This is a genomic window from Streptomyces sp. A0642, from assembly GCF_004795105.1.
In the GTDB taxonomy this organism is placed as follows: Bacteria; Actinomycetota; Actinomycetes; order Streptomycetales; family Streptomycetaceae; genus Streptomyces.
The window spans coordinates 535,576-555,281 of record NZ_SSBL01000002.1 but is presented as its reverse complement, the minus strand read 5'-3'; the positions used below and the strand labels follow the sequence as shown (position 1 = coordinate 555,281).

Sequence of the window (19,706 nt, the reverse complement as noted above, 5' to 3'; positions counted from 1 at the left end):
ACAGTCAGGGAACCTCGAAGAAGAGGCACTACGTCGGTGAGGGATGACGTGAGCGAGCACACCAACAACGCTGTGGTACTGCGGTACGGCGATGGCGAGTACACCTACCCGGTGATCGACAGCACCGTCGGCGACAAGGGCTTCGACATCGGGAAGCTCCGGGCGAACACCGGTCTGGTGACGCTGGACAGCGGATACGGCAACACCGCTGCTTATAAATCGGCCATCACCTACCTCGATGGCGAGCAGGGCATCCTGCGGTACCGCGGCTACCCCATCGAGCAGCTCGCCGAGCAGTCGACGTTCCTTGAGGTCGCGTACACGCTCATCAACGGTGAGCTTCCGAAGGTCGACGAACTGTCGGCCTTCAAGAACGAGATCACCCAGCACACGCTGCTGCACGAGGACGTCAAGCGGTTCTTCGACGGCTTCCCGCGCGACGCCCACCCGATGGCCATGCTGTCCTCGGTCGTCAGCGCGCTGTCCACGTTCTACCAGGACAGCCACAACCCGTTCGACGAGGAGCAGCGACACCTCTCGACGATCCGGCTGCTGGCCAAGCTGCCGACCATCGCGGCGTACGCGTACAAGAAGTCGATCGGTCACCCGTTCGTCTACCCGCGCAACGACCTCGGCTACGTCGAGAACTTCCTGCGCATGACCTTCTCGGTCCCCGCCCAGGAGTACGTGCCGGACCCGGTCGTCGTCTCGGCGCTGGAGAAGCTGCTCATCCTGCACGCGGACCACGAGCAGAACTGTTCGACCTCCACCGTGCGTCTGGTCGGCTCCTCGCAGGCGAACATGTTCGCCTCGATCTCCGCCGGCATCTCGGCGCTGTGGGGCCCGCTGCACGGCGGCGCCAACCAGTCGGTGCTGGAGATGCTCGAGGGCATCCAGGCCAACGGCGGCGACGTCGACAGCTTCATCCAGAAGGTGAAGAACAAGGAGGACGGCGTCCGCCTGATGGGCTTCGGCCACCGGGTGTACAAGTCCTTCGACCCGCGCGCCAAGATCATCAAGGCCGCGGCCCACGATGTGCTCTCCTCGCTCGGCAAGTCCGACGAGCTGCTCGACATCGCGCTCAAGCTGGAGGAGCACGCGCTCAACGACGAGTACTTCGTCTCGCGCAACCTCTACCCCAACGTGGACTTCTACACCGGTCTGATCTACCGGGCCATGGGCTTCCCGAGCGAGATGTTCACCGTGCTCTTCGCGATCGGCCGGCTTCCGGGCTGGATCGCCCAGTGGCACGAGATGATCAAGGAGCCGGGTTCCCGCATCGGCCGCCCGCGCCAGATCTACACCGGCGAGGTCCTGCGCGACTTCGTCCCGGTCGAGGGTCGCTGACCTGATTCCGGACCACCCCCGCACCACCCGGCCCTGACGGGCCGGTCGCCTTCGCCCCCGACTACCGCGCTTTCGCACAGAGCGCGGTGTCCGGGGCGATTTGCTTTGCCCGGGCCGCTGGGTCCCCGGGCCGGGCCGCCGACGGGGCGGGAGCGCTCCCGCCGGAAAGCGAGAAGCGCCCCGTCATCGATCCCCCCACGGGCCGACAACGAGGCGCTTCCCATATCCCGGAGCGGATTCCCCCCACGGGATCCGGCCGGGCGTTCAGTGGGAGCCGAAGCTCCTGGGTTCCTCGGTACTGCTGGGTCCTGCTGGTGCCGCGCTGTTCCTCGGACCGACTGCGCCTGCCGCGTGCGGTCTGCCGGGGTACGTACGGACGGGAGGGCCGCTCAAAGCTCCCCGGTGCACGTGCCCCGGCCAACGCTTGCCCGGAGTGTCCCCCAAGACCCTCCGTCGGACGTCCCCCAAGACATCCTTTGGCATCGCACTCTAAGACTCGCGAGCCCACCGAATGGTTACCCCTGAACCGGTGTGATCTAAGTCTCTTTGTGGAAATTACGTGAAGGACCGCAGGCGCAGGCTGTTGGTCACGACGAAGACCGAGGAGAAGGCCATCGCCGCTCCCGCAATCATAGGGCTGAGCAGGCCAAATGCCGCAAGGGGTAGAGCAGCGACGTTATAGCCGAATGCCCAGAAAAGGTTGCCCCTGATGGTGGCCAGGGTGCGCCGGGAGAGCCGGATGGCATCCGCTGCCACCTTGAGATCTCCACGAACGAGCGTCAGATCACTCGCCTCTATCGCGGCGTCCGTACCCGTTCCCATGGCCAGACCCAGGTCCGCGGTGGCCAGCGCCGCCGCGTCGTTGACCCCGTCACCGACCATGGCGACGGCCCGCCCCTCGGCCTGGAGGCGCCCGATGACGTGCGCCTTCTCCTCGGGCAGCACCTCGGCGCGCACCTCGTCGATGCCGACCGCACGGGCCACGGATTCGGCCACCGCCCGGTTGTCGCCGGTCAGCAGGATCGGCGTCAGGCCGAGTGCGCGGAGATCGGCGACGGCGGCCGCGCTGGTTCCCTTGACCGCGTCGGCGACTTCGAGGGCACCGCGTGCCACGCCGTCCCAGGCGACCGCGATCACGGTGCGGCCCCGGGCAGCCGCCTCCGTCAGGGCGGCGGACAGGGCGTCGGGGAGGGCGATGCCGGCTTCCGTGAGCAGACGGGGACGGCCGACGAGGACGGTGTGTCCTTCGACGCTGCCCCGGACGCCGAGTCCGGGGATGTTGGCGAAGTCCTCGGGGGTGGGCAGCGTGGCTCCGGTGCGCTGGGCGGCTGCGGTGGCGACGGCTTGGGCGATGGGGTGTTCGGAGGCGTGTTCCAGGGCTCCGGCGAGGCGCAGGACGTCGGTTTCGGTGACGCCGTCCGTCGTGTGGACGGTCTGGAGGGTCATCTTGCCGGTCGTGACGGTGCCGGTCTTGTCGAGGACGATCGTGTCGATGCGACGTGTCGTCTCCAGGACTTCGGGGCCCTTGATGAGGATGCCGAGCTGGGCGCCGCGTCCGGTACCGACCATGAGGGCGGTCGGGGTGGCGAGGCCGAGGGAGCAGGGGCACGCGATGATCAGTACGGCGACGGCGGCCGTGAACGAGGCCGTCACGTCGTCCGTCACCAGCAGCCAGACGACCAGGGTGGCCAGCGCGATCAGCAGGACCACGGGGACGAACACCGCGGAGATCCGGTCGGCGAGCCGCTGCACCTCGGCCTTGCCGTTCTGCGCGTCCTCGACCAGCTTCGCCATCCGGGCCAGCTGGGTGTCGGCGCCGACGCGGGTGGCCTCGACGACCAGCCGGCCGGAGACGTTCACCGTGGCACCGGTGACGGAGTCCCCGGCCCGCACGTCCACCGGGACGGACTCCCCGGTGAGCATGGACGCGTCCACCGCCGAAGCGCCCTCGACGACGGTGCCGTCGGTGGCGACCTTCTCGCCTGGGCGGACGACGAAGCGGTCACCGACGGCGAGCCGGCCCACGGGGACGCGTACCTCCGTACCGTTCCGCAGGACCGCGACGTCCTTGGCGCCCAGGTGCATCAGCGCGCGGAGCGCGGAACCGGCCTTCCGCTTGGACTTCGCCTCCAGATAGCGGCCCAGCAGGATGAAGGTGACGACCCCGGCCGCGACCTCCAGATAGATGGTGGAGGCGCCGTCGGCGCGGGAGGCCGTGAAGTCGAAGCCGTGCCGCATGCCCGGCATCCCGGCGTCGCCGAGGAACAGCGCCCAGAGCGACCAGCCGAACGCGGCGAGGGTCCCGACCGAGACCAGGGTGTCCATGGTGGCCGCGCCGTGCCGGAGATTCGTCCAGGTGGCGCGGTGGAAGGGGAGCCCGCCCCAGATGACGACGGGGGAGGCGAGCGTGAGGGAGAGCCACTGCCAGTTGTCGAACTGGAGGCCCGGGATCATCGCGAGCGCCACGACGGGGGCGGCGAGGACGGCCGAGACGAGCAGCCGTTGCCGCAGGGAGGCGAGGGCGGGTGTGGGGGCCTCGTCGGCGTTGGGGTCGGTGTCGGTGTCGGGCTCGTCGGCCTCTGCCCCGGGACCGGCTCCCGGAACCGGGGCGGTGGCCGTGGTGCCGGATGCCGTCGTTCCCGAGACCTTCGTTCCCGACGCCGCCGCGTCCGGGGGTGCGGGGGCGGGCGTCCGGGTGGGTGGCTTCGGCGCCGGGCGCGGCGGGACGGGCTTCGCGGTGTAGCCGGTCTTCTCGACCGTGGCGATCAGGTCCGCGAGGCCGGTTCCGGGGCCGAAGGCGACGCGCGCCTTCTCGGTCGCGTAATTGACGGTGGCGGTGACCCCGTCCATCCGGTTCAGCTTCTTCTCGACGCGGGCCGCGCAGGACGCGCAGGTCATCCCGCCGATCGTGAGCTCGGCCTCCGAGCTCTCCGCCGCGGGGACCTCGACATCTGTTGCGCTGTGCATGTCCGAACTCCAAAAACGCCGACCGGGCCGTGCCCCACCAGTATCTGCTGGTCGGACCGGCCCGGCGGCAAAGGGGGACGCGTGTGCTGTGGATCCCGGTGCGGTCAGGCGCGGCCGGCGAGCTCGTAACCCGCCTCGTCGACGGCGGCGCGCACGGCCTCCTCGTCCAGCGGGGCCCGGGAGACCACCGTCACCTGCCCGGTGGACGCCACCGCCTTCACGGAGGTGACACCCTCGATGGCGGAGATCTCCTCGGAGACCGCGCCCTCGCAGTGCCCGCAGGTCATGCCGGTCACCTGGTAGACGGTGGTGACGCCGCCCTGCCCGGTGTCCGCGCCCGCACCGTCGTGGCAGGAGCCGCTGGGCGAGCAGCAGGAGCCGGTCGCCTGGGGGAGCTGGGTCTCGGCGGTCATCGTGTTCTCCTCTTCGACGAGCACAAAATGGATGTGGCGGCAGGGGCCCAGGGGAACTCCGGGAAGGCCGGTGCGCCTCCACACTCATGACTATATACCCCTAGGGGGTATGAATGCGAGGGGGTCCGGGTGGTGTGCCGCCGGACGGGTGAGGGGCGGTCACTCCCGGCGCCCCCGGTTGCCGGGACGTGCGGCGACCCAGGCGCGGATCGTGTCCGCGTACCAGTAGGGCTTACCGCTCTCCACGTGGTCCGGCGCCGGAAGAAGGCCGTGCTTGCGGTAGGAGCGGACGGTGTCCGGCTGCACCCGGATGTGCGCGGCGATGTCCTTGTAGGACCAGAGCCTTCTGTCCGTCATACGTGCCACCTCTCTGCTCTGCGCCGCAGCGGTGGCCCTGGGGCCGTCGGGGGAGCTGCGGCGCGGACGCTGTCGATCACTCAGCCTCCGACCGGTGAACGAGGGTGACCCAAGCCGGGGTGGGCCTGTCGATCGCCTGTGACGGAAAACCCGCGTAACGGAGACATGTGTGACGTGGAGGTCACCACTGAGACATAAGGAACGCATGGGGCGAGCGAGGCGGGGCCCGGGGCCAGGCCCTGCGGCGGCGGGGTGAGCCGGCGCGCCCGAGGGCCCCGGGCGCGCCGCGGGCGTCAGGCTGGGGTGCGCCCGGGCGTCAAGGGCTCCCGGGCGCACCCCGGTCCTCAGGCGTGCCAGAGCGCCGACCAGGTGCGCGGGCCGACGAAGCCGTCCGGGAGGAGCGGCGGGTGGTCGGCCTGGAAGCGCTGGACCGCGACGAGGGTCCGGGCGCCGAACACGCCGTCCAGTGCCTCCCACGGCAGGTAGCGCCGGTTCGCGAGCATGCACTGCACCTGGGAGACGCGCTCACCCCGATCACCGAATGCGGTCGGCCCGTCCCCGTCGTAGAAGGCGCAGACGGGGCTGGAACCGGGCGGGGGCGCGTTGTTCGCGTCGGCCGCGGCGGCCGGGGCCAGGGCGATCGCGGAGGCGAGGGCGAGCGCGGCCAGGGCCGTGCGGCGGAAGGGGGGAGTCGTACGGATCACGGCGGGTACTCCTTGAACGGTGCGGTGACGGCGGCGGCGAACCCCGTCCTGTCACCGAGGACAACAGCGCGGACCGCGGGCACGTCACTGGAGCCGGCGGAGGGAGGAACCGGGGCCGTGAGGAGTTCACGCACTTGTCACCGGGGAGAGCGAGTGGCGCGTACTGCCGTTGACCGGTGGCTGTACGGTGCACATCTCAGATGAGATCTTTGAACTGCTGGGCCGGACAAGCGCGTTCAGCGGGGGGCTTCCGACTTCGCGTACGTACCGCGTGCGGCCCATGCACCGATCGCCTCCGGCGCAGGGGGCCGCTTCGCCCTGGCAGGAGCGAAGTGCGAGCGACGACTCCCCGCTCGCTACGGCCCCGCGCCGGAGGTACCCCGCAGGCCCGGCACCGCGTCGGCGAGGCGCCCGCCCCGGACGACATGCCCCCGCGCCCCCGGCCCTCCCTTCCCCCTTGTGTCTACGCCAGTACCGAAACGGCAGACACTGTGTCGGGCCCGGCTCCGACGCGGGCGTGGTGGGATGTTGACGTAGCCGAAAAGGCCACTCGCCCGTAGGCGGTCACTGCACGGGAAGAGTACGGACGACGCCTCACCGCCCGACGCCGTCACCTCTGAAGGAGACACAGGATGAAGACCGTCCACCACTGGATCGGTGGCAAGACTGTCGAGGGCGCCTCGGGCAACTACGGCCCGGTCACCGACCCGGCCACCGGAGCCGTCACCACCCAGGTGGCGCTCGCCTCCCCGGACGAGGTCGACGCCGCGGTGGCCGCCGCGAAGGACGCGTACGCGACCTGGGGGACCTCGTCGCTCTCCACCCGCACCGCGATCCTCTTCCGCTACCGTGCGCTGCTGGACGCCCACCGCGACGAGATCGCCGCCCTGATCACCGCCGAGCACGGCAAGGTGCACTCGGACGCGCTCGGCGAGGTCGCCCGCGGCCTGGAGATCGTCGAGCTGGCGTGCGGCATCACCACCCAGCTCAAGGGCGAGCTGTCCACCCAGGTCTCCAACCGGGTCGACGTCTCCTCGATCCGGCAGTCGATCGGTGTCGTCGCCGGCATCACGCCGTTCAACTTCCCGGCCATGGTGCCGATGTGGATGTTCCCGCTCGCCATCGCCTGCGGCAACACGTTCGTGCTCAAGCCCAGCGAGAAGGACCCGTCGGCCGCCAACCTGCTGGCCGAGCTGGCCTCCGAGGCCGGTCTGCCGGACGGCGTCCTGAACGTCCTGCACGGTGACAAGGTCGCCGTCGACGGCCTGCTGAACCACCCGGACGTCGCCGTCGTCTCCTTCGTCGGCTCGACCCCGATCGCCCGCTACATCCACGCCACCGCGTCCGCCAACGGCAAGCGCGTCCAGGCGCTCGGCGGTGCGAAGAACCACATGCTGGTCCTGCCGGACGCGGACCTCGACGCCGCCGCGGACGCGGCCGTCTCCGCCGCGTACGGATCCGCGGGGGAGCGCTGCATGGCGATCTCCGCGGTCGTCGCGGTCGGCTCCGTCGCCGACGACCTCGTCGCGCGGATCAAGGACCGCGCCGAGAAGATCAAGATCGGCCCCGGCAACGACCCGGCGTCCGAGATGGGCCCGCTGATCACCGCCGCCCACCGTGACAAGGTCGCCTCCTACGTCACCGGCGCGGCCGCCCAGGGCGCCGACGTCGTCCTCGACGGCACCGGTCACACGGTCGAGGGCTTCGAGGACGGCCACTGGATCGGCCTCTCCCTCCTCGACAACGTCTCCACCGACTCGGACGCGTACAAGGACGAGATCTTCGGCCCGGTCCTGTGCGTGCTGCGCGTCGACACGTACGAGGAGGGCGTGGCGCTGATGAACGCCTCGCCGTACGGCAACGGCACCGCGATCTTCACCCGCGACGGCGGCGCCGCCCGCCGCTTCCAGCTGGAGATCGAGGCCGGCATGGTCGGCATCAACGTCCCGATCCCGGTGCCGGTGGGCTACCACTCCTTCGGCGGCTGGAAGGACTCGCTCTTCGGCGACCACCACATCTACGGCAACGACGGCGTGCACTTCTACACCCGTGGCAAGGTCACCACCACCCGCTGGCCGGACCCGGCCGACGCCCCCTCCGGCGTCGACCTCGGCTTCCCGCGCAACCACTGACGCGCCCCCCCCGTACAGCACTGCAGGGCCGCTCCCCCGGGGCGGCCCTGCAGCGGTTCCCGACGAGGTCAGCGACCGGTTCCGCGCTCCGCGCCGGCCGACTCCTCGATCATCCGCTCCAGCGGGCCGACCGCGACCCGCCCCGAGACGACGAACGCCAGCACCATCGCCGCCACCAGGATCACCGTGCCGGCCCACACCATCGTCTCGACCGGCACGGTGTACGCGCCCACGGCCCGCACCGCGCACTCGCCCAGCAGCGCCGCGCCCCACACCGCGGAGAACCGCACCTCGGCCCGCCGGAACGCCTCCGACTCCGACGAAAGCCGCTGCCAGGCGGCGGACTTGGCCGCCTCGCCCCGGGTCAGCCACGGCCGCAGCGCCGCCGACATCATCGGCCGCCCGCGCAGCGCGGTCACCAGGACCACCAGCCCGACGGTGCTGCTGACGCCGCTGTCCTTGAGGAGCATCAGCCGCGGGTCACCCGCCACCAGGCTCAGCAGCAGTCCCACCGCGTTGACCGTCACGATCAGCGCCGCGAGCCCGTTGAGCCGCCGCTCGCGCACCACACCCCACGCCGTCCGTACCGCCGGCACCACACTGCTCCAGGCCAGCGCGCCGAACGTCCCCATCCCCGCCGCCTTCAGCAGGTAGTACGAGACGAGCGGCACGGCCACGTCCACGAGCAGCGGCATCATGCTGTCCAGCAGGGCTCTGCGGGGCGAGAACGAAGCGGCGCCGGCCGGGGCACAGGCGTCGGCAGCGGGTGCGGTGACGGTGGCGGCCGGGCTGCTCATGACGGGTTCCTCCCGTATCGGCGGCGCCCTCGCGGCTCCCGCTCTCGATACGTACAGACTGGCCGCCGGGCCCCGGTCACCGGCAGAGCCAGGAGTACCGGCCTCCGCATGACAAATGTCAGCACCCGGCCGTGCACGGCCGGCAACGGAGCCGAGAGCGAGATGAGCACCCGGCTCCGCCCGGCCCGCCCCCTGAGCGCGCACGTCGCTTCCCGCTTCCCGGCGACGGCCGGGAAACCCGCTCGACCGCCGCGCCCGGCGCTGCTGGGATGCCTCCATGACCGCTCTCACCGCAACCGCCCCGCCCCACCACGAGATCCGCGCGCTCCACACCGGCACGACGGTCACCGTCTACCAGGCGTACTCCCCGTCCCTCGGCCTCCCCGCCGCCCGCGACGGCCGCTTCCCACCCGCCTGGAAGCGCGACCGCATGACGTGGATCAAGCCGAGCTTCCTGTGGATGATGTATCGCTGCGGGTGGGCGACGAAGGAGGGCCAGGAGACCGTCCTGGCCGTCGAGATCACCCGCGCGGGCTTCGACTGGGCGCTGCGCAACGCCGAACTCTCGCACTACGTACGGGGACTGCACCCCGACCTCGCCACCTGGAAGCGCGACCTCCGTCACGCCCCGGCCCGCGTCCAGTGGGACCCGGAGCGCGACCTGCACCTGAACCGGCTCCCGTACCGCTCCCTCCAGCTCGGCCTCGCGGGGGAGGCGGCGCGGCGGTACGCGGACGAGTGGACGGTGGCGATCCGCGACGTGACCCCCCTGGCGCGGCGGATCCACGCACTGGTGCGGGCGGGCCGGAACGACGAGGCCGCACGGCTCCTGCCGGAAGAACGACCGTACCCGGCAACGGGGGTGGCCCCGGGGACGGGGTGAATCGCGCTCTCGCCCGGCCTTTCGGAGTGGTGCCGTCGATCAGGCGCACGTCCTCCCTCTTGTCCGGTGGCGGGCCTGCATTCTATCTTACTCCTGAGTAAGTTGACTCTGGAGTAAGGAGTTTGTCTTGACTGCCTATCGGACGGTCATGGTCGGCACCGACGGTTCGGAGTCCTCGTTATCGGCGGTGGAGGCGGGGGCCCGCCTGGCCGCGGCCTGCGAGGCGGAGCTCGTGGTCGCCTGCGCCTATCTGCCGATGCGAGGAACCGAGTTGGACCGGGCGCGGGACCAACTGGGCGCGGAGGCGTACCAGGTGGTGGGGTCCGCGCCCGCCGAGAGCACGCTCCGTACCGCCGGTGAGCGGGCCCGTGCGCAGGGGGCGGTGCGTGTGCGGACGGTCGCGGTGCAGGGCGAACCGGTCCCCGCACTGGTACAGGTCGCCCGGGAGTCCGCCGCCGATCTCGTGGTGGTCGGCAACCGGGGGCTGCGCTCACTCGCCGGGCGCATCCTCGGCTCCGTACCCGCGGACATCGCCAGGCGGGCAGGTCTCGACGTGCTGATCGTCCACACCACGTGAGCGCGGCCGAGCCTCCGTCGGAGCCGGTGGCCCCGCCCGACGGGGACCGGCCGCACCGGACCGTCGAGGAGGTGCTGCTCGGCACCGGCCGCGTCTGGACGAGGCGCGAGACCGCCGAGCGCGCCGGAGTGCGGCCCGAGCGGACGGTGCAGATCTGGCGTGCGCTCGGCTTCCCCACGGTCGACGACGACGCGCGGGTGTTCACGGACGGCGACGTGGAGGCGCTGCGGGCCGGGGAGCGGCTCATCGAGGCCGGAGTGATCACCGAGGAGAACGAGACGATGATGGCGCGGGCCCTCGGGCACCATCTGTCCCGGCTCGCCGAATGGCAGGTGCACACCCTCTGGACGTGGATGGAGCACCGCTCGGACGACCCGGGCGCGGGGGAGCTGATGGGGCACGCCGCGAAGCTCCTGCCGGAGATCGAGCTGATGCAGCGGCATGTGTGGCGGAGGCACCTCGCCGCGTACGCGGACCGGTTGACCGCCGATGCGCGGGAGCGGGCGGCCCCGCCGCCGGAGGGGGCAGCGGGGCGCAAGGCCGAGCCGGCGGGGCCGGCCCCGGGCGGAGGGCCGCGGGGCGCGGGCGATGGCGATGTCCGCGACCGGGCGGTGGGGTTCACCGACATGGTGGGCTACACGCGGATGACCCGTGGGCTGGACGCCTTCGAACTCGCCCGGGTGCTCGACCGGTTCGAGAGTCTGACCGGCGACGTGGTCGCGGAAGGGCGCGGGCGGGTGGTGAAGACCATCGGCGACGAGGTGTTCTTCGTGTGCGAGTCGGCGTCCGACGCCGCCGGCATAGGCCTGGAGCTCACCGCACGCTCCGAAGCGGAAGCAGGGCTCCCGCAGGTACGGACCGGGCTGGCCCGAGGCGCCGTACTCAGCCGCTACGGCGACGTCTACGGAGCAGCGGTCAACATCGCCGCCCGGCTCACCGCCGTGGCCCGCCCCGGCACCGTCCTGGTCGACACGGAATGCGCCGCCGAGCTGGCGGGCACGCCTGCCTACGACCTCACCCCGCTCCGCCCGGTGTCGGTGCGCGGCTACAGCAGGCTGCGTCCCGTACTGCTGCGACGGCCGAAGACCCCTCCGCGTGGGGACGCGCGGCCCCGCTGACGCACTCGGGCGCGCGGGTGCGGGCCGCTCGATCCGCTCGCCCGCGTGCTGTCCGCGCGTGCGGTCGGCTCAGCACCCCGGTGATCGCCTACGACGCGGGCCCGTTCCTCTCCCGGGGCCGTACGGACGACGCGCCGGTGCGACCGGCGACGGGCGGCGGCCGCACCGCGCCCGCCCGCACATCGCCCGGACCCGGGGCGATCCTCCGGTGCTGAACTTCCCCCGCCCGGGCCGAGGGAGGCGCCCGCGCCCTGACCGGATCGGGCTCCGCCGGGGGCGCCCGGGCAGGTGGCGCGAACCGCCCCGGACGAGCGGACCGTGGGGGATCATGGCGCTGAGGTACGGGGTGCGACGGGTGACCGAGGGGGAGCGGGATGATTTCCGAGCCGGAGATGGCGGGGGCTTTCGACACGCCCGCCCCACGTGAAGTGCTGGACCATTCCGGCCCGCAGCCGGAAGAGGACCGCCCGCCGCGAGCGCCGAGGCCGGGTGCCCGGTGGCTGTGGGCACTCGGCGGGGCCGTGGTGACGTCGGCCGTGTGGGGGGCGGTGCTGTTCGCGGACGGGCCGCGCGACGGGACGCCCGACCTGCACGGGTACCGGCTGGGCAAGGACCCCTGTGCGGCGGTGCGGCTGAAGTCGATCGGCGCGGCGATCGCGCCGAGGGAGACCGAGGGCCGCATGGACATGGGGGTGCTGAGGCACGCCGCCCTCGACCGGGCCGTGTGCTTCATCCCCCTCTGGTCGGCGAGCGCACAGCAGGGGCTGGAGGACGAGGGCTGGTCGGTCGGCTACGAAGTCACCGTCAGGATCGCCCTGCACAAGAAGACCGACCCCCGGGCCGAATTCGAGGCGGAGCGGAACGCGACCGAGTTCGGCGTCGACCCGGAGGCCGAGGTCGAGGCGGTTCCGGAGCTGGGCGACAAGGCGTACCTGCTCTCCTCGGAAGGCAGGGAGCAGGAGCTGCGGGTGCTGGAGGGCGGGGCCGTCCTCTCGCTGAGCATCTCCGCTTCCACGAACTGGCAGGGCGATGAGGGACAGGTGCCCGACAACGCCGGGACGCAGCCGGATCTCGCCCCCCACAAGGCCGCGATGATCAGCGACATGCGCGACCTGATGTCCGACCTCAAGAGCTGAGACCCCGCTCACTCCGCCGTGTCGAACGTCCACGTCAGCGTGGCGAAGCGCTCGTCGTCCACCGCGCCCGCCGAACGGTACGTCGCCTGCGCGGCGTCGTTGTCGAGGTCCACGCCGACCCACATGTCGTAACAGCCCCGCTCCCGGGCGACCGCCACCAGCGCCTGGGTCAGTGCGCGGCCGATGCCGCGGCGGCGGTGGGGATCGTCCACCGCGAGTTCGTACAGGCACATCTCCGTGCCCTTGTCGGGGTGCAGCATCTCGATGCCCGACACGAAGCCGGCCGGGACGCCCGCCACGTACGCGATCAGCATCAGATGGCCGTCCGCCGCGAGGAAGCGGGCCGCCCACTCCGCGCGGGCCGGGCCGTCGTAGAGGTGTTGGGCCGCCACCAGTTCGGCAACGGTCGTCGCGCGCCGGATTTCCGCCGGATTATCCATGAAGGGCCCTTCGATGGTCGGGGCGGGCTGCGCCGTGGGCATACCGCGAGCAGAGTACGCGGGGGCGTCGCCGTACGCCTTGAGGAGGCCGGGTTGCTCCGCCTGACGGCAGCGTCGGCGGGGCGGCGGCCCGCTTAGGCTCGACACATGGAGACCCCTAGTGTGCCTACGCCCCGGTGGCGGCGCCTGCTGCCCCGCTCCCGCGGCCGGTGGGCGGCGGGTATCGCCGCGCTCGTCGTGCTGGCCGGGGCGGGCACGTGGACCGCGGTGGCGGACGACGGCGCCCCGGCCGTGCACCGGCAGGACCGGATGATGCGCGTCGACGGCGTGTCCCTCGACACCTCGTACTTCACCACCGGCGGCACCGGGCGCCGGCCCGCCGTGCTCATCGGCCACGGCTTCGGCGGCAGCAAGGACGAAACCCGGGAGCAGGCCGAGCGGTTGGCCGCCGACGGGTACGCCGTCATGACCTGGTCCGCGCGCGGCTTCGGCAGGTCCGGCGGCAAGATCTCGCTGAACGCCCCCGACCGCGAGGTCAGGGACGTCTCCCGGCTGATCGACTGGCTCGCCGGCCGCCCCGAGGTACAGCTCGACGGCGCGGGCGACCCCCGCGTCGGCATCACGGGCGCCTCCTACGGCGGAGCCGTCTCGCTCCTCGCCGCCGGGTACGACAAGCGCGTCGACGCCATCGCCCCGGAGATCACCTACTGGAACCTCGCCGAATCCCTGTTCCCCGACGGGGTGTTCAAGAAGCTCTGGGCCGGCATCTTCGTCACCACCGGCGGCGGGTGCGAGAACTTCGAGAAGAAGCTCTGCGCCATGTACGAGCGCGTCGCCGTCAGCGGGAAGCCGGACGCCGCCGCGCGCGCCCTGCTCTCCGAACGCTCACCGAGCGCCGTCGCCGACCGCATCGACGTGCCGGCGCTGATCGTGCAGGGGCAGACCGACTCCCTCTTCCCGCTCGGCCAGGCCGACGCCATGGCCAAGGCCATCAAGGCCAACGGCGCGCCCGTCTCCGTCGACTGGATCGCCGGAGGACACGACGGCGGGGACAGGGAGACCGACCGGGTGCGGAAGCGGGTCGGGGACTGGTTCGACCGCTACTTGAAGGAGGACAGGAGCGCCGGCACCGGACCGGCCTTCCGCGTCACCCGTACCGGCGGCATCGACTCCACCGACGGAGCCGCCCTCACCCGGGGCGCGAGCGGCGACACGTACCCCGGACTGAACAGCGGCCCGGAGCCCCTTGCGCTGGGCGGGGGCGAACAGCGGTTCCGCAATCCCGCCGGGGCCGCCCCGCCCGCCATCTCCGCCGTCCCCGGTGTCGGCGGCGGTCTCGCCCAGCTGTCCACATTCGGCCTCGGGCTCTCCCTCGACTTCCCCGGGCAGTACGCCCGCTTCGACTCGGCGCCGCTCACGGACTCCCGGCGCATCACCGGCGCACCGACCGTCCGCGTGAACGTGAAGGCGGGAGAGGGCGACGCCGTGCTGTTCGGCAAGGTGTACGACGTGTCCCCGGACGGCAAGCAGCAGGTGCTGCCCTCCCAGCTCGTCGCCCCCTACCGGATCACCCCCGGGCAGCAGGGCAAGCCCCTGGAGCTGACCCTGCCCGCCGTCGACCACGAATTCGATGCGGGGCACCGGCTCCGGCTCGTGCTGGCGGCCACCGACCTCGGCTATGCCTCCCCGGCCGCGCCGACCACCTACACCGTCTCCCTCGACGGCCCGCTCAGCCTGCCGACCGCACCCGGCCTCACGACCGAGGCGGCCGCGCTGCCCTGGTGGACCTGGGGCCTCCCGGCCGCCGCCGCGGTGATCGCGGCCGGCCTGCTGCTCGGCACCCGCCGCCGTACCGCCACACCCGCTCCGGACCCCGCGCTCACCGACGTACCGCTGCAGATCACCGGCCTGTCGAAGAAGTACGCCAAGTCCGCCGACAGGTACGCGGTCCGGGACCTCTCGTTCCGCGTCGAGAAGGGGCAGGTGCTCGGGCTCCTCGGGCCGAACGGCGCCGGCAAGACCACCACGCTGCGCATGCTCATGGGGCTCATCACGCCCGACGACGGCGAGATCCGCGTCTTCGGGCGGGCCATCCGGCCCGGTGCGCCCGTCCTCTCCCGCGTCGGGTCCTTCGTCGAAGGGGCGGGCTTCCTGCCGCACCTGTCCGGCCGCGCCAACCTGGAGCTGTACTGGCAGGCCACCGGGCGGCCGGCCGGGGACTCGCACATCGAGGAGGCCCTGGAGATCGCCGGTCTCGGCGACGCACTGGCCCGAGCGGTGCGTACGTACTCGCAGGGCATGCGGCAACGCCTCGCCATCGCCCAGGCCATGCTCGGGATGCCCGACCTCCTCATCCTGGACGAGCCGACCAACGGGCTCGACCCGCCCCAGATCCGCGAGATGCGGGACGTGATGATCCGGTACGCGGCCGGCGGCCGTACGGTCATCGTCTCCAGCCACCTCCTGTCCGAGGTCGAGCAGTCCTGCACCCACCTGGTCGTCATGGACCGCGGCCGGCTCGTCCAGGCCGGGCCCGTCGCCGAGATCACCGGCTCCGGCGACATGGTGCTCGTCACCTCCGCCGAGGAGATCACCGAACCGCTCGTCGAGAAGATCGCCGCGCTCCCGGGGATCGGCTCCGCCGTCCGTACGGACGACGCGCACGGACTGCTCGTCCGGCTCGACGGCGCCACCTCGCCGCAGCTCGTCACCGAACTGGTCCGTCTGGACGTGCCGTTGACCGGTGTCGGGCCGCACCGCCGCCTGGAGGACGCCTTCCTCACCCTGATCTCCGGAGCGTCCGCATGAGCGCCACAGAAGCAGCACACGCCACCGAAGCCCCCGAGGCCCCCGGATACCGCGCCCGGCGCACCCTTCCGCTGCGGGTGGAGGCGGTACGCCAGCTGCGCAGGCGGCGCACCCTGCTCATGGGCGGGGTGCTGGGCGCACTGCCGTTCATCCTGATCATCGCGTTCGCGATCGGCGGCACCCCGGACGGCGGGCCCGGGGGAGGCGACCGGCTCACCCTGATGGACACCGCCACGGCCTCCGCCGCGAACTTCGCGGCGACCTGCCTGTTCGTCTCGGCCGGATTCCTTCTCGTGGTCCCGGTGGCGCTGTTCTGCGGCGACACCGTGGCCTCCGAGGCCAGTTGGTCCTCGCTGCGCTACCTGCTGGCGGCGCCCGTGCCCCGGGCGCGGCTGCTGTGGAGCAAGCTCGTCGTGGCCCTCGGCTTCAGTCTCGCCGCGATGGTGCTGCTGCCGGTCGTGGCGCTGGCCGCGGGAGCCGCCGCGTACGGCTGGGGGCCGCTCGAACTCCCCACCGGCGGCGCGCTCGCGACGGGGGACACCGTGCCCAGGATCGCGCTCGTCGTCGCCTTCATCTTCGTGTCGCAACTCGTCACCGCCGGGCTGGCGTTCTGGCTGTCGACCAAGACGGACGCCCCGCTCGGCGCGGTCGGCGGCGCGGTCGGGCTGACCATCGTCGGCAACGTCCTGGACGCGGTCACCGCGCTCGGCTCCTGGCGCGACTTCCTGCCCGCGCACTGGCAGTTCGCGTGGGCCGACGCGCTCCAGCCCGACCTGGAGTGGGCCGGCATGGCGAAGGGCGCGGCCATCTCGGTGACGTATGCCCTGATCCTGTTCGCTTTCGCCTTCCGGGGATTCAGTCGTAAGGACATCGTGTCCTGACCTTGACATTCCGCCGGATCACCGTCCGTCGTTGCCGCATCGAGATCGTTCCGCAACATCTTCGACGGCTCCGGCGGCCCCGCTCGCACGTCACATTCCCAAGTGGTGACACGACGACACAGGGGGCCGACGGATGGGACGCAGGACACGGACGTACCGGGGAGCGGTGGGGTTGTTCCTCGCAGGGGGCGTACTGCTCACGGGATGCTCGGGCGGCAGTACGAACGACACGAGTTCCGCCGAGAGGGGTCTACGGGCGGCCGGTCCCGCACCGGCCGCCCCCGGTGGCGGGGCCGCCGCGGACGTGCGGAGGCCGACGGAGGGCGCGGAGGGGACGGACGGGCCGAAGGAACCCGCCGCACCCGACTACCTGTCCACCTTCGCGCTGGACGTGGACACCGCCTCGTACGGATACGCGCGCCGCACCCTCGCCGACGGCAGGCTGCCGGGCCCGGAGACCGTACGTCCGGAGGAGTTCGTCAACAGCTTCCGCCAGGGCTACCACCGCCCGGAAGGCAACGGCTTCACCGTCTCCGTCGACGGGGCGCGGGCCGGCGCCGAGGGCGGCGACTGGTCCCTGCTGCGGGTCGGCCTGGCCACCAGGGCGGCGCCCACGAGCGCCGAACGCCCGCCCGCCGCGCTCACCTTCGTCGTCGACATCTCCGGCTCGATGGCCTCGTCCGACCGCCTCGGGCTGGTGAAGACCTCGCTCGGCATCCTCACCGACGAACTGCGCGACGACGACGCGGTCTCCCTGGTCACCTTCAGTGACGAGGCGAAGACCGTTCTGCCGATGACCCGGCTGGGGGGCCACCGCGGAAAGATCCACGACGCCGTCGACTCCATGGAACCCGCCGCCTCCACCAACGTCGGCGCAGGGGTGCGGCGCGGTTACGAGGAGGCCGTCGACGGCCACCGCAAGGGCGCCAACAACCGCGTCGTCCTGCTCTCCGACGCGCTCGCCAACACGGGCGAGACGGACGCGAAGTCCATCCTCGAACGCATCGACTCCGCCCGCCGCGAGTACGGCATCACCCTGTTCGGGGTCGGCGTGGGCAGCGACTACGGCGACGCGTTCATGGAGCAGCTCACCAACAAGGGTGACGGCCACACCACGTACATCGCCGACGAGGAACAGGCCCGCAAGGTCTTCGTCGACCAACTGCCCGCTCACCTCGAACTCACCGCGCGCGACGCGAAGGCCCAGGTCGCCTTCGACCCGAAGACGGTGGAGAAGTTCAAACTGATCGGGTACGAGGACCGCAAGGTCGCCGACGACGACTTCCGCGACGACAGCGTCGACGGCGGCGAGATCGGCCCGGGCCACACGGTGACGGCGCTCTACGCCGTACGCCTGCGGGACGGCGCCTCCGGCCACGTCGCCACGGCGACGGTGCGCTGGCTGGACCCCAAGACCCGGGCGGCGCACGAGGAGACGGGTTCGGTGGAGACCGGCGCGATCGACGGCAAGCTGTGGGGCGGCGCGGGCGCCCGCCTGCAAGTGGCGGCCGTCGCGGCGTACTTCGCCGACAACCTGCGCGGCGGGAAGCTCCCCGGCGCCCCGGGGCTCGGCGAACTCGCCACCCGGGCCGATGAACTGGCCCGGTCGACCGAGGACGACTCGGTGGCGAAGCTCGCCACCGCGATCGGCCAGGCGGACCGCCTGAAGGGCGGCCGCTCCGACAGCGGAGCGAACGCCGGGGAAGGCGAGATGGACTGACCGGCGGTTCGTCGCCCGGCGCGTTCCGCAGCCTGGCGGGGTCGGGTCGTACGGACCTGCGAATTCAGGCCGTGCGACCGACCCGGGCGCGCCATGATGAGCGCATGGACTCCCTGTTCCTGACTCTCGCCGTGATCACGGCCGGCCTCTACGCGGGCTTCATGCTGACGTTCCTCGTCGCGATCATGCCCGCCCTCGCCGCACTGCCCGACGCGGGCTTCACCGCGGCGATGCGCCGGTTCAACGAGAAGGTTCCCGGGCCCGTCTTCCTCGTCCTCTTCCTCGGCGTGATCGCCTTCCCGGCGGTCGCCGCCTTCACCGAGTACGGCGAGGACGGCTGGCCGCTGATCGCCGTGGCGCTGGCGTGCGCCGTCGTCTCCCACCTGGTCACGATCGCGGGCAACATCCCGCTGAACACGGCGCTGGCCGAGTCCGAGGGCGGTGACGACGGCGCGGCCCGCACCGCCTTCGAGCCCCGTTGGAACACCCTTCACCGCTTCCGCACCGCACTCTCGCTCACCGCCTTCGTCCTGCTGGCGGCAGCGGGCTGACGCGCGGCCCCGGTCGCGTCACGCCAGGTGGAAGACCTCGGCGAGCGGCACCATCGCCTCGTCGGCCGCCTCCGGCTGCTCGAAGAAATCCGCCATGTCCCGCTGCCACCGCTCGTTCACCTCGGTCGCGGCCATCGCCTCACGGGCCGCTTCGAAGTCCTCCGTCTCCAGATACCCGACGAGCAGCCCGTCGTCGCGCAGGAAGAGCGAGTAGTTGTGCCAGCCCGCCTCGGAGAGCGCGGCGAGCATGTCGGGCCAGACGGCGGCATGGCGTGCGCGGTACTCGTCGATGCGGTCCTTGCGTACGTTCAGCAGAAAACAGACGCGCTGCATGAGCGGGCTCCCGGGCGGTGGACGCGCCGGTGCGGGACCGCAGCGGCACACGGTACTGAAAGGTTTCAATCGCGCTCGGGGAAAGCTAGACGGGCAGCGGGCGCCCCGTCAATGGGCCGGGCTCGCGGGGCGCCAGCGGGTGCACGGGGCCTCTCCGTGGATTCTCCGTAGCCCCGGCGGAAACCCGCCGGCAGCCGGACGGCGCCGGCCCTCTCCGTGGTCAGGGGCGTCCCGGTCCGGCGCTTACGCGGCCTCTACGGGTCACTGTCTAGTGTGCGTCTGACCAGCGAAAAGGCCCTCCGGGGTGGAGGGCCTCATACTGGTGCGATCTGTGCGCCCCCGGCAGGACTCGAACCTGCGGCCAAGCGCTTAGAAGAGACCAGCCCGATGCGGGCCTGCCATGCCTGTGACCTGCGAAGACTCAGTTGTGGCGCGGTACGGAGAGCGGCCGTCACCGCGCATTCACCGGAATGTGCCACTCCTCCGCGCCACAGCTGGATGAGCGCTCTGGCAAGGAGGCTGCGACGTAGTGCCGCACCTGG

General features: G+C 71.9%; 17 protein-coding genes and 1 pseudogene. 11 read left to right on the top strand and 7 right to left on the bottom strand.

Annotation, left to right across the window (positions count from 1 at the left end):
* The first annotated feature begins 48 nt into the window (after positions 1 to 48).
* Positions 49 to 1,347 (top strand): citrate synthase, encoded by a 1,299-nt coding sequence (locus E6R60_RS06100; protein WP_136325360.1) that lies wholly within the window; start codon positions 49 to 51, stop codon positions 1,345 to 1,347.
* A gap of 555 nt (positions 1,348 to 1,902) precedes the next feature.
* Here E6R60_RS06100 and E6R60_RS06095 read toward each other — a convergent pair.
* From E6R60_RS06095 to E6R60_RS06080, 4 genes are all read right to left on the bottom strand, one after another.
* Positions 1,903 to 4,314, bottom strand: coding sequence for a heavy metal translocating P-type ATPase (locus E6R60_RS06095; protein ID WP_136325359.1), 2,412 nt, complete (start codon positions 4,312 to 4,314; stop codon positions 1,903 to 1,905).
* Between the two features lie 104 nt (positions 4,315 to 4,418).
* Entirely contained in the window at positions 4,419 to 4,727 is a 309-nt protein-coding gene (locus E6R60_RS06090) for a heavy-metal-associated domain-containing protein (protein ID WP_168713546.1), read from the bottom strand.
* Between the two features lie 159 nt (positions 4,728 to 4,886).
* Positions 4,887 to 5,084, bottom strand: coding sequence for a MarR family transcriptional regulator (locus tag E6R60_RS06085; RefSeq protein ID WP_136325357.1), 198 nt, complete (start codon positions 5,082 to 5,084; stop codon positions 4,887 to 4,889).
* 344 nt (positions 5,085 to 5,428) lie between these two features.
* The gene (locus E6R60_RS06080; protein ID WP_240802408.1) at positions 5,429 to 5,788 is read right to left on the bottom strand and encodes a peptidoglycan-binding protein; all 360 of its coding nucleotides are present in this window, start codon (positions 5,786 to 5,788) and stop codon (positions 5,429 to 5,431) included.
* A 115-nt stretch (positions 5,789 to 5,903) separates the two neighbouring features.
* Between E6R60_RS06080 and E6R60_RS37190 the strand changes: the two are divergent.
* Positions 5,904 to 6,169 (top strand): annotated as a pseudogene (locus E6R60_RS37190) (5-deoxy-glucuronate isomerase); the annotation flags it as partial.
* A gap of 251 nt (positions 6,170 to 6,420) precedes the next feature.
* Entirely contained in the window at positions 6,421 to 7,920 is a 1,500-nt protein-coding gene (locus tag E6R60_RS06065) for a CoA-acylating methylmalonate-semialdehyde dehydrogenase (protein ID WP_136325355.1), read from the top strand.
* 68 nt (positions 7,921 to 7,988) lie between these two features.
* On the opposite strand, the gene E6R60_RS06060 is transcribed toward E6R60_RS06065, so the two are convergent.
* Positions 7,989 to 8,717, bottom strand: a complete 729-nt coding sequence (locus E6R60_RS06060; RefSeq protein WP_136325354.1) for a VC0807 family protein — start codon at positions 8,715 to 8,717, stop codon at positions 7,989 to 7,991.
* 277 nt (positions 8,718 to 8,994) lie between these two features.
* Between E6R60_RS06060 and E6R60_RS06055 the strand changes: the two genes are divergently transcribed.
* From E6R60_RS06055 to E6R60_RS06040, 4 genes are all read left to right on the top strand, one after another.
* A complete protein-coding gene (locus E6R60_RS06055; protein ID WP_136325353.1) occupies positions 8,995 to 9,600 on the top strand; it encodes a DUF4291 domain-containing protein in 606 nt (201 codons plus the stop codon).
* 127 nt (positions 9,601 to 9,727) lie between these two features.
* Positions 9,728 to 10,177, top strand: a complete 450-nt coding sequence (locus tag E6R60_RS06050; RefSeq protein WP_136325352.1) for a universal stress protein — start codon at positions 9,728 to 9,730, stop codon at positions 10,175 to 10,177.
* The gene (locus E6R60_RS06045; RefSeq protein WP_206309322.1) at positions 10,174 to 11,295 is read left to right on the top strand and encodes an adenylate/guanylate cyclase domain-containing protein; all 1,122 of its coding nucleotides are present in this window, start codon (positions 10,174 to 10,176) and stop codon (positions 11,293 to 11,295) included. The genes E6R60_RS06050 and E6R60_RS06045 overlap by 4 nt, the downstream gene beginning before the upstream one ends.
* A 374-nt stretch (positions 11,296 to 11,669) precedes the next feature.
* Positions 11,670 to 12,431: a hypothetical protein gene (locus E6R60_RS06040; protein ID WP_136325351.1), complete on the top strand. Its 762-nt coding sequence runs from the start codon at positions 11,670 to 11,672 to the stop codon at positions 12,429 to 12,431.
* An 8-nt stretch (positions 12,432 to 12,439) separates the two neighbouring features.
* Here E6R60_RS06040 and E6R60_RS06035 read toward each other — a convergent pair whose 3' ends face one another.
* The gene (locus tag E6R60_RS06035) at positions 12,440 to 12,913 is read right to left on the bottom strand and encodes a GNAT family N-acetyltransferase (RefSeq protein ID WP_240802407.1); all 474 of its coding nucleotides are present in this window, start codon (positions 12,911 to 12,913) and stop codon (positions 12,440 to 12,442) included.
* Positions 12,914 to 13,108: 195 nt separating this feature from the next.
* On the opposite strand from E6R60_RS06035, the gene E6R60_RS06030 reads away from it, so the two are divergent.
* From E6R60_RS06030 to E6R60_RS06015, 4 genes are all read left to right on the top strand, one after another.
* Entirely contained in the window at positions 13,109 to 15,679 is a 2,571-nt protein-coding gene (locus E6R60_RS06030; RefSeq protein ID WP_136325567.1) for an alpha/beta fold hydrolase, read from the top strand.
* The gene (locus E6R60_RS06025; RefSeq protein WP_136325350.1) at positions 15,676 to 16,560 is read left to right on the top strand and encodes an ABC transporter permease; all 885 of its coding nucleotides are present in this window, start codon (positions 15,676 to 15,678) and stop codon (positions 16,558 to 16,560) included. The genes E6R60_RS06030 and E6R60_RS06025 overlap by 4 nt, the downstream gene beginning before the upstream one ends.
* Positions 16,561 to 16,693: 133 nt before the next feature.
* On the top strand, positions 16,694 to 18,280 hold the full coding sequence (locus tag E6R60_RS06020; RefSeq protein ID WP_136325349.1) for a von Willebrand factor type A domain-containing protein: 1,587 nt from the start codon (positions 16,694 to 16,696) through the stop codon (positions 18,278 to 18,280).
* Between the two features lie 104 nt (positions 18,281 to 18,384).
* The gene (locus E6R60_RS06015) at positions 18,385 to 18,831 is read left to right on the top strand and encodes a DUF1772 domain-containing protein (protein WP_136325348.1); all 447 of its coding nucleotides are present in this window, start codon (positions 18,385 to 18,387) and stop codon (positions 18,829 to 18,831) included.
* A gap of 18 nt (positions 18,832 to 18,849) precedes the next feature.
* Here E6R60_RS06015 and E6R60_RS06010 read toward each other — a convergent pair whose 3' ends face one another.
* Complete coding sequence (locus E6R60_RS06010) at positions 18,850 to 19,164, bottom strand: L-rhamnose mutarotase (protein WP_136325347.1); 315 nt, start codon at positions 19,162 to 19,164, stop codon at positions 18,850 to 18,852.
* Positions 19,165 to 19,706 lie beyond the last annotated feature (542 nt).